10 protein-coding genes are annotated in these 12547 nt (G+C 58.9%); all 10 read right to left on the bottom strand.

Translation table 11 applies throughout. The annotated features are described in order from the left end of the window. Positions 1-5 precede the first annotated feature (5 nt). A complete protein-coding gene (gene pheT, locus A3709_RS00215; protein WP_066048259.1) occupies positions 6-2381 on the bottom strand; it encodes a phenylalanine--tRNA ligase subunit beta in 2376 nt (791 codons plus the stop codon). A gap of 27 nt (positions 2382-2408) precedes the next feature. Further along, positions 2409-3422 (bottom strand): phenylalanine--tRNA ligase subunit alpha, encoded by a 1014-nt coding sequence (pheS, locus tag A3709_RS00220; protein WP_066048263.1) that lies wholly within the window; start codon positions 3420-3422, stop codon positions 2409-2411. 208 nt (positions 3423-3630) lie between these two features. Further along, positions 3631-3987, bottom strand: coding sequence for a 50S ribosomal protein L20 (gene rplT, locus A3709_RS00225; RefSeq protein WP_066048266.1), 357 nt, complete (start codon positions 3985-3987; stop codon positions 3631-3633). Between the two features lie 25 nt (positions 3988-4012). Beyond that, on the bottom strand, positions 4013-4207 hold the full coding sequence (gene rpmI / locus A3709_RS00230; protein ID WP_066048269.1) for a 50S ribosomal protein L35: 195 nt from the start codon (positions 4205-4207) through the stop codon (positions 4013-4015). Between the two features lie 56 nt (positions 4208-4263). After that, the gene (gene infC / locus A3709_RS00235; RefSeq protein ID WP_231871069.1) at positions 4264-4797 is read right to left on the bottom strand and encodes a translation initiation factor IF-3; all 534 of its coding nucleotides are present in this window, start codon (positions 4795-4797) and stop codon (positions 4264-4266) included. A gap of 12 nt (positions 4798-4809) precedes the next feature. Beyond that, positions 4810-6738, bottom strand: a complete 1929-nt coding sequence (thrS, locus tag A3709_RS00240) for a threonine--tRNA ligase (protein ID WP_066048274.1) — start codon at positions 6736-6738, stop codon at positions 4810-4812. Between the two features lie 285 nt (positions 6739-7023). Then, positions 7024-8286 (bottom strand): alpha/beta fold hydrolase, encoded by a 1263-nt coding sequence (locus tag A3709_RS00245; RefSeq protein ID WP_066048277.1) that lies wholly within the window; start codon positions 8284-8286, stop codon positions 7024-7026. Beyond that, on the bottom strand, positions 8286-9662 hold the full coding sequence (locus tag A3709_RS00250; RefSeq protein ID WP_066048280.1) for a wax ester/triacylglycerol synthase family O-acyltransferase: 1377 nt from the start codon (positions 9660-9662) through the stop codon (positions 8286-8288). Before A3709_RS00250 ends, A3709_RS00245 begins: the two co-directional genes overlap by 1 nt. Positions 9663-9735: 73 nt before the next feature. After that, positions 9736-10323 (bottom strand): class GN sortase, encoded by a 588-nt coding sequence (locus A3709_RS00255; RefSeq protein ID WP_156507505.1) that lies wholly within the window; start codon positions 10321-10323, stop codon positions 9736-9738. Further along, complete coding sequence (locus A3709_RS00260) at positions 10316-12508, bottom strand: marine proteobacterial sortase target protein (RefSeq protein WP_066048283.1); 2193 nt, start codon at positions 12506-12508, stop codon at positions 10316-10318. The genes A3709_RS00255 and A3709_RS00260 overlap by 8 nt, the downstream gene beginning before the upstream one ends. Between the last annotated feature and the right edge of the window lie 39 nt (positions 12509-12547).

Consider the following 12547-nt stretch of genomic DNA (forward strand, 5'->3'; position numbering starts at 1 on the left):
CTTACCTAGTTCCTAAGCTCGGCCTTATAGTTTTTTTCCAGCGAATCAACCACTTGCTCTACCGCTAGATTCACGTCTTGGTCACTAAGAGTGCGCGAAGAATCCCGGAATGTCAAACCTAAAGCAAGACTTTTTCGTTTAGGATCAATGCCTTTGCCCTCATACACATCAAAGAGGGTTAAGTCTGTGAGGTAAGTGCCCGCTGACGCTCGAACATTTGCCAGGATGTCACCGGCTGGCACTTCCTTGTCCACCAGCACCGCCAGATCGCGGCGAACCTCGGGGAATTTGGACAGCTCGGTAAAGGCCGGGAGCTTCGACTCAAGCACCGCCGACAGGGTGATTTCGGCTACGTAGACGCTGCCGCTCACCCCCAGCTCTTTGGCCACGGATGGGTGCAGGGCACCGAGGAAGCCAATGGCTTCACCGCCGCGGCTGATGGACGCTGTCTGGCCGGGGTGCAGCGCATCGCGCTGGCCGGGAGCAAACGCGAAGGTGTCGGCGGCGCGGGTCAGTGCCAGCAGGCCTTCGATATCCCCTTTGAGGTCGAAGAAGTCGACCGGGCGAGCCTTCTCGGCCCAACCCTCTTCCAGTTGATCGCCCGTGATCACTATGGCCAGGGTGGGCACCTGTACCAGGCCCTCGCTCCCGGGCAGGAAGCGCAGGCCAGTCTCGAACAGACGCACGCGGGGCTGTTGGCGCTTGGTATTGCGCGTCAACGCCGTCAGCAGACCAGGCAGCAGACTAGTGCGCATCACCGCCATATCCGCCGAGATCGGGTTGGTCAAGGCCACAGGGTCCAGTGTGGGATCAAACAGCTGCTGCAACTTGGGATCGACAAAGCTGTAGGTAATCGCTTCCTGGTAGCCCGCCGCTGCCAGGTGCTGGCGCAGGCCACGAATACCGAGCTCAGTCTCCGCTTTTTCGGGCAGGATAAGATCGGCCTTGATGTGGCTGACCGGCAGGCGGTTGTAGCCGTACACGCGCGCCAGCTCTTCGAGCAGGTCGGCTTCAATGGCGATATCGAAACGCCAGCTGGGTACAGTGCAAGTCCAGCCATCTGCTGTCGTGGTAACGCCCAGCCCCAAGCCGGACAGAATCCGCTCGACCTCGGCACTGTCCATCTCAAAGCCCAGTACTTTCTTGATTCGGGCAGCGCGCAGGCTGACATCGGGACGCGTTGGCAGATGTTCCTCACTAACGGCCTCACACAGCGGCCCAGCATCGCCGCCGACAATATCCAGCAGCAGTTGCGTGGCACGCTCCATAGCCGTGGCCTGCAACTTGAAATCAACCCCGCGCTCAAAGCGGTGCGAGGAGTCGGTGTGAAGGCCGTAATTACGAGCCTTACCCGCCATCAGCTCAGGCGTGAAGAAGGCCACTTCCAGGAACAGGTCGGTGGTGGCGTCTGACACGGCTGTGGCCTGGCCGCCCATAATTCCCGCCATGGCAACGGCTTTGTCGTGGTCGGCAATCACCAGGGTATCGTCGTTCAACTCAACAGTCTGGCCGTCAAGCAGCTCTAGCTCCTCGCCCTGCTCTGCCAGGCGCACTCGAATGCCGCCCGACAATTTGCTGTAGTCGAAGGCGTGCATGGGCTGGCCGAGTTCCATCATGACGTAGTTGGTCACATCCACCACCGCATCGATGGAGCGCAGCCCCACCCGGCGCAGTTTCTCCTGCATCCACAGGGGGCTGGGTTTGCTCACGTCGATGCCGCGAATCACCCTGCTCAAAAAGCGGGCGCAACGCTCAGGCGCCACAAGCTCTACCGGAAAGCTCTCCTGGTGACTGGCCGCTACGGCATTAATCTCGGGGGCGTTGACCGGCACATCGTTGAGCAGGCCCACTTCACGGGCAATGCCCGCCACGCCAAGGCAGTCGGCACGGTTGGGGGTCAGGCCAATCTCGATCACCTGATCGTCCAGACCGAGGTACTCGCGAATGTCCGTACCTACCGGCGCGTCCGCGGCGAGTTCCATCAGGCCATCGCTCTCTTCCGACAGGCCCAGTTCCTGCTCGGCGCAGAGCATCCCAAAGGATTCCACACCACGCAGCTTGGCTTTTTTGATCTTGAAGTTACCGGGCAAAACACCGCCGACCGTAGCCAGGGGCGCTTTCAGGCCGGCGCGTGCATTCGGTGCACCACACACGATCTGCACTGTTTCACCTCCGGCATTCACTTCACACACACGCAGCTTGTCTGCGTCAGGGTGTTGCTCCGCAGAGATAATTTCCGCGACGACTACGCCGGAAAAGTCACCGGCCACGGGGTCGATCGCGTCTACTTCCAGGCCCGCCATGGTAATTTGGTGGGCGAGGTCTTCGGTATTGATGGCAGGGCTGACCCATTCGCGCAGCCACTGTTCACTGATAATCACTTTTCACTTACTCCAGAATACGGTGGCTTAGAACTGCTCGAGGAATCGCAGATCGTTGTCGAAGAACAGGCGCAAATCGTTCACGCCATAGCGCAGCATGGCCAGGCGTTCCACGCCCATGCCGAAGGCGAAGCCGGAATACTTTTCCGGATCGATGTTGGAGTACTCCAGTACTTTCGGATGCACCATGCCGCAGCCCAGCACTTCCAGCCAGCCAGTATGGCTGCACACACGACAGCCTTCGCCGCCGCAGTTCACACACTGAATATCCACTTCCGCAGAGGGTTCAGTGAACGGGAAGAATGAGGGGCGGAAGCGCACTTGCAGGTCTTTTTCGAAGAACACCTGCAGGAAGCGCTCGATAATGCCCTTGAGGTCGGCGAAGCTGGACTGCTCATCGATCAGCAGGCCTTCCACCTGGTGAAACATTGGCGAGTGAGTCAGGTCCGAGTCACAGCGATAAACGCGGCCCGGACAGATAATTTTCAGTGGCGGCTGCTGGGACTCCATCACCCGCACCTGCACCGGAGAGGTGTGCGTGCGCAATACCGTGTGCTCATCCACATAGAAGGTGTCGTGCATGGCCCGCGCCGGGTGGTGAGCGGGAATATTGAGCGCCTCAAAGTTGTGGTAGTCGTCTTCTACCTCAGGACCCTCGACGACCTCGAAACCAATAGCAGCGAAAAACTCTTCCATGCGCTCCATGGTGCGGGTTACCGGGTGAATGCCGCCCGTGGTCTGGCCGCGACCCGGCAAGGTCACATCGATAGTTTCGGCAGCCAATTGCGCTTCGACCGCCGCAGCTTCCATCGCGGTTTTGCGCGCGCCGATCAGGTCCTGTAGCTCCTGCTTGACGACGTTGATCTGGGCGCCAGCAGCGGGACGTTCTTCCGCCGACAGTTTGCCCAGGCCTTTCAGTAGGCCGGTGATCTGGCCTTTCTTACCCAGGTAATCTACACGCAGTTGTTCCAGCGCGGCGCCGTCATTGGCTGCTTCGATTGCGGCTTTGGCTTCGGCGGCCAAGGCTTCGAGGTTTTCCATTTTTTGGTCTCGATTTCATCTCAGGCCGTCATCCCCGCGCAGGCGGGAATCCAGTGAAGCCCGAGGCATATTCCCATCCTTTCTGGATCCCCGCCTGCGCGGGGATGACGGAATTAAAATAAAAAAGGGAAAGAGCGAGGCCCTTTCCCTTTTGGTTTTACAGTGTAGCCAGCGAATCCGCAGTCAACATCACTGCGGCGGGGTGGGCTTAGGCCAGTTGGGCCTTCGCTTGCTCCACGATCGCTGCAAAAGCCGGCTTGTCATGCACAGCCAGGTCCGCCAGTACGCGACGGTCCAGGGCAATGTCAGCCTTTTTCAGGCCATTGATCAGACGGCTGTAGCTCAAGCCATTGGCGCGAGACTGGGCGTTGATGCGAGTGATCCACAGCGCGCGGAACTGACGCTTGCGCTGACGGCGGTCACGGTATGCATACTGGCCAGCCTTGGTAACGGCTTGCTTGGCAACGCGGAAGACACGGCTGCGGGCACCATAGTAACCCTTGGCCTGCTTCAGGATTTTCTTGTGACGGCGATGAGCCACCACACCACGTTTTACTCGAGGCATTAGTCTACTCCTTTCCTATAACCGGTTACTTGGTCTTCAGCATACGATCGATCAGAACCTCATCATTCTTGTGAATCATGGAGGTTCCACGCAGCTGACGCTTCCGCTTGGTGGTCATTTTGGTCAGGATGTGACTCTTGTGTGCGCTTTTGCGCTTGTAGCCGCCAGCAGTCTTCTTGAACCGCTTGGCTGCACCACTGTGAACTTTTGCTTTGGGCATATCAAATACTCCGCATTTGCAAGTTAAACACTAAGAAACTGGGGCGTCACAAGCCGTCAGTTCTTCTTCTTGGGGGCAATAACCATAGTGAGCTGTCGGCCTTCCATTTTCGGGAATTGCTCGACACCACCCAACTCGGCCAGATCAGCTTCTACTCGCTTGAGTAGCTCCATGCCAATTTCCTGGTGAGCCATTTCACGCCCGCGAAAACGCAGGGTGACTTTGGCCTTATCGCCGTTTTCTAGGAAACGTGTCAGGTTGCGTAGTTTTACCTGATAATCTCCCTCTTCCGTCCCTGGACGAAACTTCATTTCCTTGATTTGAGTCCGCTTGGCCTTTTTCTTCTGGGCCGCTTTCTGCTTCTTCGCTTCAAAGATGTGCTTCCCGTAGTCCATCACCTTACAGACTGCGGGATCGGAATCAGCAATCAATACGAGATCCATACTGGCAGCTTCCGCCGCCGCCTTGGCTTCAGACAGGGACACAATGCCCACCTGCTCGCCATCGGCACCAATGAGTCGGACCGGGTCCGACGTGATCTGGTCGTTGGTCAGCGCCTTTTTGGCGGCGCCTTTGCTATCTCTCTTAATGCTGATTCTCCATTAATCCACTGCAATACGACCGCGTCGCGCAATATCCTCGGTAAGGAGCGTTTCAAACGCATCGAGATCCATGGATCCCAGGTCCTCACCGCGACGTGCGCGCACGGCCACTTGGTTCGATTCGACTTCTTTATCCCCTACCACGAGCAGGTAAGGGACCTTCTGAATCGTGAGCTCGCGGATTTTAAAGCCGATTTTCTCATTTCTCAAGTCCGAAATGACCCTGAAGCCCTTGTTTTTCAAGGAATCTTCCACAGATTTGGCATATTCGGCGTGTTTATCGGTGATATTGATGACCGCGGCCTGTGTTGGCGCCAGCCAGGTGGGGAAAACTCCCTCGTAATGTTCGATCAAAATACCGATAAATCGCTCCAGCGACCCAAACAGTGCCCGGTGCAACATAACTGGCACCTGCCGGGTCCCGGTATCGTCCACAAACTCCAGCTGGAAGCGCTCAGGCAGGTTCATATCTACCTGCAAAGTGCCACACTGCCAGTCACGGCCGATAGCGTCGCGCAGGACGAATTCCAACTTCGGACCGTAGAACGCGCCCTCACCGGGGTTCAGGTCATAGGGCAGATCGAGCCCTTGGAGTGATTCCACCAGGGCGCCCTCAACAAGGTCCCAGCTGGCGTCGTCGCCCATGCGGTTTTCAGGGCGAGTCGACAGCTTGATGGTGACATCGTCAAAGCCAAACTGGCGGTAGATATCCAGCACCAGTTCGATAATGTCGGCACACTCGGCCTGCATCTGGTCACTGGTACAGAAAATATGAGCGTCGTCCTGGGTGAAGTGACGCACCCGCAACAGGCCATGCAGCGAACCCGAAGGCTCGTAGCGGTGCACCTTGCCGAATTCCGCCATGCGAATCGGCAGATCGCGGTAACTCTTCAGGCCGGTCTTGTACATCAACACACCGCCCGGACAGCTCATGGGCTTGAGCGCCAGAGTCTTGTCGTCGGGAGTCTCGGTGGTGTACATGTGCTCCTGGTAGTTTTCCCAGTGCCCTGACAGTTCCCACAGCCCCCGGTCCATCATGTCAGGCGTGTTCACTTCCACGTAGCCCGCTTCCTGCTGGCGCTTGCGCATGTAGTCGATCAGGGTCTGAAACAGGGTCCAGCCGTCGGGGTGCCAGAACACCGCACCGATCGCATCTTCGTGGAAGTGGAACAGGTTCAGCTCGCGACCGAGGCGGCGGTGATCCCGCTTTTCCGCTTCCTGCAGCATCTGCAGGTGCTTCTTCAGGGCTTTCTTGTCGCCGAATGCCACACCGTAGATACGCTGCAGCATTTTGTTGCTCTGGTCGCCGCGCCAGTATGCACCGGATACGCGCATCAGCTTAAAGTGCTGGCAGTGGCGCATGTTGGGAACGTGCGGGCCACGGCACATATCCACGTACTCTTCGTGGTGGTACAGGCCGGGGTGATCGTCCTTGGCAATATCCTCATCGAGGATTTCCATCTTGTAGGTTTCGCCGCGTTCCTTGAAGGTGTCGTAGGCGGTCTGCCAGTCGACTTTCTCTTTCACCACATCGTATTCGGTCGCTGCGAGCTCGCGCATACGCGCCTCGAGCTTCTCGATGTCCGCGTCGGTGAGGCGATGTTCGAGGTCGATGTCGTAGTAAAAGCCGTTTTCGATAGTCGGACCGATCGCCATTTTAGCGTCGGGCCAGAGCTGCTTCACAGCGTGGCCGATCAGGTGGGCACAGCTGTGGCGGATGATCTCCAGACCATCTTCGTCGCGGGCAGTAAACAGACTGAGTTCAGCGTCTTCGGTAATCAGATCGACCGTGTCGCGGCGCTCGCCATTGACACGACCGCCGAGGGTCGCCTTGGCAAGACCGGGGCCGATATCTTCGGCCACTTGCATTACGGAAACGGGCTCGTCGAACGAGCGCTGGGAGCCATCAGGCAGAGTAATAACAGGCATGAGCTTTCCTTGTGTCAGTGGTGACCCCTACTAAAGGCCACATGTCATCGCCAAGCATTTGATTTTCTTGACATTTAAGTTGGTCGGCTGGTTGTTGGCGGCAACTCTGGTAACACCATACATTGGGTTAACCCTATTGAATTCCCACCTCTCCCCCAACCAGGGGACGCGCATTATCAAATAATGAATGCAGAAATGAAAGAGGAAGGATTACCAGTGTCACGGGGCCACACAGCGGAGCCCCTCATTGCGGCACGATGCATGGGCGACTGTCTAGCCGGGCAATCACTTACGCAGCTTGGGTTTCACCTTCAACTTGGCTTTTGCCTTCGGCTTTGCTTTGGCTTTGCTCGCTGGTGCCTTGCGTTTCTTCTTCATCAGCTTGACTTCAGAACGCGGCGCCAGCCAGTCGGCGGATTCTTTCCACACGGCGTTGGGGGCCTTGCTGCCAATAATCACCCCCATGTGGCCGCCAGGGGCGACGCGGAATTCGCGCTCTTCTGACGCGACCACATCGACAATAGCGCCGGCCACATCAGGGTGCACCAACGCATCCGTTTCACCGGCAAACGCCAGCAGGTTGCAGCGGATCTCGTCGATATCGGCCACTGTATCGCCGATGTACACCTTGCCATTGGCAATCTGGTTTTCATTGACGCTGCCCACCATGTCCCTGACCACACCACCCGGATACCGCAGCATGTGATTGAGGTAATCCGAGGTGGTGGAGTGCGATTCAACAAACTCTCGATCTGACAGCCGGGTCATGAGATCCCAGTAGGTGGCTACGCTGCCCACGGGGTCTGTCATCTTGAAGGCAATCGTGGTGGCCCAGTCAGGCAGCGACAGGCGCGCCGGGTCCAGGGTATTCAGGCGCAGGTTGGTGTAGTTACTCACCAGTTGGGCAGGGCCATCCAGCGCCTGGGCCGCACCGGCCACCATGCCGACCACACCCTTGCCACTTTCCAGATCAATCGGGCTGGCCACAGTAATCATGTTGCGGATATTGGGATCCTGATTAAGCCCCTGGTACATGAGACAGAACAGGCCACCCATGCACCAACCCATTAACGACAGTTCCTGGCTTCCAGAATGGCGCCGGATTTTGTCCAGCGCGGTACCCATCATGTCGTCACAATAATCAAGCATGCCCAGATGGGCGTGTTCCTTTCTGGGCTTACCCCAGTCAACCAGGTATACCTTGAAGCCGCGTGCCACCATGTAACGGACAAGGCTGCGCTGGGGCATCAGATCAAAGGTTTCGGTCGTCACGCCCAGCGGTGGAATCAACACCAGCGGCAGCGCGTGCTGCTGTCGCTCAATCGGCAGATGGGTCCCATCGACCAGTTCGATTTCGTCATCATCCGGCAGTTCGTAGTAACGCACTGACATCAGGTCGCCATCGTGCACCAGTTCAAACCAGGTGCGTCCGGACTTGATCAGGGTATCGCGCTTGAACAGCCAGTCGACGCTATTGGCCGTGGACGAGGCCATGCGGTGATTCAGTTCCAGGCCCTTTTGAATCAGGGTATTGGCCAGTTTATTCATCAGGCGACCTCCCCGCTCGCAACCAGTTCTTCAAGATCCTGCAAGGCCTTACCCACATACACGGCCATGCGCTGCAAATGCGGCAGGGTATCGCGGGCACCGGTAAAGCCGATATTGAAATGACCGTTATAACTGACGCAGTCAACGCTGAGGGCACTGTGCTGCATCAGCTGCGCCATGGGGTACACCGCTTCCAGACGCGCGCCATTGAAGTACAGCGACTTTTCAGCGCCCGGCGTATTGGAGACAGCCAGGTTGTACAGCGGCGGAATGAATCGGCCGAGAGCGCCCACCTGACTCGCATACAGCGGCGCAGCGCGCAGCATCACATACGAGGTGACGGCATCTTCCGGCAGCGAGGCGCGATCCTGACGTACCTCCTGCATAGACGTTTTCACTGACTCCAAGCGCGCCAGCGGATCACCAAGATGAGTCCCGAGGGAGACTCGCAGGCCGGCGATGGCATTGCCCGCCAAATGCTGGCCGCGCTCCTGCAGGGAGACCGGCATCATACCCACCAGGGACTCGTCCGGCAGTGCGTTGTACTCTTTGAAAAAACGGCGCAGCGAACTCCCCATGAGGTAAGTGAGCATTTCATTAACCGTGCTGTCCGTGGCCTCGGCCAGGGCCTCGATACGGCCTTGCTCAATCTGCTGGGTGGCGAAACGGCGCTGGGCATTAATGCGTCGGTTCAGGGTGGAGCGAGGCGTTCCCCGGGGAAACAGGAAACTGTTGCGCTCGGCTGGCTGTAAGGCGCCTCTAGCCATTTCCACCGCGGCGCGCCCCAGCGCGCCAGCAGACTCAATCGCCTCTTCCACGCCGCTGCCGGCAAACTCTTCGATCAGGTCACCGCCTGCACCCGAGGCAGATAGCGGTGTGGTCCAGATCGGCTGAACATTGCGGGCCCGCGCATTGCTCGCCAGGGTCGAAAGCAGCGCTGGCACGCCGTTTACTGCCTCCACCAGGGTGTGATGGATCTTGATGTAGAACGCAAAGCGATGGTTCTCCAACCCTTCCACCAGGTGGAATTCCCACAGTGGCCTGGAACGGTCCAGCGGATTGCTATGCAGGCGCGACACCATGCGTCCCAGTTCCCGCTCACCACCGGGGTCAGGCAGGGCTGAGCGACGAAAATGGTAGTCGAGCTCAAATTCATCGTCTTCGACAAGCTGTCGATTCAGGCTGCCACTGACGCGACAATTCCAGGGGGCCACAGCTTTGGCTTCACGCAATTGCGCGGCCAGATCGGCCGTGTAATTTACCCCGGCCTTGGCAGGCTTGCGAAAAATCGCCAATACGCCCACGTGCATGGGGGTATCAGGGGTCTCCATCATCATCCACACGGAGTCCAGCGGCTTCAGCTTGTAAGCAGACATAACATTGTGCTCGGGCACCAGAAAGACGGCGCATTATAGCAGCGCCCGTACCCACAGCCACGGGCAAATATCACTACAAATGCATACGCGCCACAGGTTCGGCGGTAACGACATAGCGAAGCGGCCCATTGCTGTCGAGCGCATCAAAGGGATAGCAGGTGACCAACAGCAAGCGTGTTTCATTGACACCTGTCTGCAGGGCATGACGGCGGGTATCGACAACCTCCGTGGCGACCACCCGATAGTGCACCCCGCGACCATCCGCAAGTTGCAGCAGGACAGGCGTGCCCGGAGCGACCTGCTCAAGAAAGCCGAAATGGGTGTCCCGATGCCCGCCGATCACACTCTCCCCGGGCTCACCCAGCGGCGCAGAACCCGCGCTATGACCGGGACCAAACGCCAGCACATTACCGCTATCACCGGCGAGCACCATGCGCGAGATACGCATTGAGGGCACCTGCAGTTCGGCCACCGGCCAGGTATCTGCCCATGGCCAGGGTCGCACCGCCGCACCGCCACGAGCAGTACTTTCGGCGAAGGCGCGCTCCATAAGCAGTGGCGCCACCCAGGCCTTGGCATGGATCAGCCCTGCCCCACCCAACTGTTGTAGGGCCAAGAGCAGCAGCAATGGCCACAGCGCTCGCCACAGCAGATCAGGCATCGGCACCCTCCCCGCGGACAGCCCGCACCAGTAGCGCCACAAACATCAGCAGAGCGCCAAACCAGAGCTTCGCCGGGCCAGTAGTCGCCCCGCGCGGGTAGGCATAGGTTTGCGCGGCCGCGGGAGGCTGGCTCGTCTGCCCCTGGGGCCGCGAGTTGGGTACCGGATGGCTGCGCAGCGGCGAGTCAGCGGGCCGGGAAATAGGCTGCTCCACGGCCAGAAAGCTGGTGTAGGGGCTTAGCAACTGGTGTGCAAGCGCCAGGGGCAGCACCGCAGCGCGAATGGTGTCTGGGTCGGCGCCACGTACCTTGTCGTCCAGCAAGCCCTCAATTTTGCGCCGGGCCCACAGGGAGGCGACACCCTCATGCTGCGCTATCTGTTGTGGATCTGCCCCGCCAAAACCCAGTTGTCGCTGCCATGCCTGCCCGGCAATAGTGCCGCTGACAGTGACGTCATCAGCAGGCAGTTGTGTACCGAAGTTCACTGCAATCAGCAGCGGCTCGCCGCGATACAGATCAGGTAGCCGCTGGGGCCACATATCGGCCTCCTCGGGTAAACTGACCGCAAGATCCACCGCTACCGGGCTGGACAGTTCACGGAACAAGGCGGTCATTTTCTCACTGACCTGCCCGACATCACCGACGAAGGTAAATGTGCCGCGACCAAACTCTGCGGCCTTGCGCATAAACCAGCTATTGGGTGCAGCACCAATCCCCACCGTAAACAGGCGACTGGGACCCAGCAGATGCTGAATCTCTGCAAATAATGCCTCCTCATTCCCCACTGCCCCGTCGGTAATAAACACTACCTGCCGCAGACTGGCATGCGGCGTGAACTCGTCCGGCTCCCCGATTGGCTGCAGCGCAGCGCGCAGCGCTGGCAACATTTCCGTACCGCCATTAGCGTCCAGGTGGCGCACAAACTCCTGCGCCTGCTGCAGGTGGTGACGGCTGGCCGGCACGGCACGCGGGTACAAACTGCGGTAATCACTGCTGAACGCGATAATGTTGAAGGTGTCTTCAGGCCGCAGCATACGCAGGGCTTCGTGCAGGCTCCCGCGGGCCTGACGAATCGACACACCGCCCATGGAGCCGGAAGTATCTACCACGAAGATCATCTCCCTGGGCGTGGCAGGAGACACACGCTCCAGGGCCGGCGGCACGACCATCAGCAAACCAAAATACTGGCCGTCCACCTGCTCGGTAAACAGCGCGGCGGCAGGTTTACTGCCGGTCGCGGGACGCCACTCAAGGACATAGTCACGATCCATTTCAGCCTGCCCCGTGGCCAGCGTGATCGTGTAAACGCCACCACTGCGGCTCAGAGCCACGTCGTGGTACAGCGACTCCACCCCCGCCAGTGGGACACCGGGATCCAGACGCACATCGATGACGACCGGATTGTGGGGCGCGCCGTCAGCGCCGGGCTGCGGGTGCTGCACAGGCGTTATGTCTGCCGCATCCGGCACCTGTGATGTGGCCCTCGCCCAGCCATGGGCAGGCAACACCGTCATTGGCGTGTCATCGTCAAGCGCAGGCTCAGTCAGCGCCCCACCGGGGATGTAGCGCGCCGTGATCGTCGTGGGCAGACGCAGCGCAAACACACCGTCGCGGTAAGCTATCGGCTGCACATACTCCAGCGTAACTTCGATCTCTTCGCCAGGGCCGATATTGGCCACCCGGTTAGTAAACAAATTGGGGCGCTGTTGCTCCACCAACGATGCTTTCTTGCCACTTTCGCGGGCCTTTTTGTAAGCTTTTTGAGCTTCCTTGCGCTCGCGGATCTCGCCGACAATCCGACGCTCACCAATACGCATCTCCATGGCCCGCACTGCCGCGTCATCGGGCAGTGGAAAGGCATAGACCCCCTCTCGCCATTGATCGGAGGGGTTACTGAAGATCTGCTTTAGCGTGACCACAGCGATCATCCCGGAGGCATCAACAGACATGCTGCTGCCGTGCAGCACGGCGGGTTGGTACCCAGGGGCATCGCCCTGCAAGTAAAGCTGGCCGGTTTCGGCATCATTAAGCGTGCTTTCGGCCCGCACCGTTGTGCTGACCAGTAACAACAGCGAAATACCCGCCAGTAGCAGCACCGGCAGGCAACGGAAACACAACCACAGCAACGGTCCGCCAAAGTCGAACATCTCGCGCTGTAAGGTTTGGGGTAAACGTTCGGTTTTCATAACAGGTCTCCAGATCAGGGAACCTGTATTGAAAATCGC

This window comes from Halioglobus sp. HI00S01, assembly GCF_001635445.1.
GTDB lineage: Bacteria > Pseudomonadota > Gammaproteobacteria > Pseudomonadales > Halieaceae > Halioglobus > Halioglobus japonicus.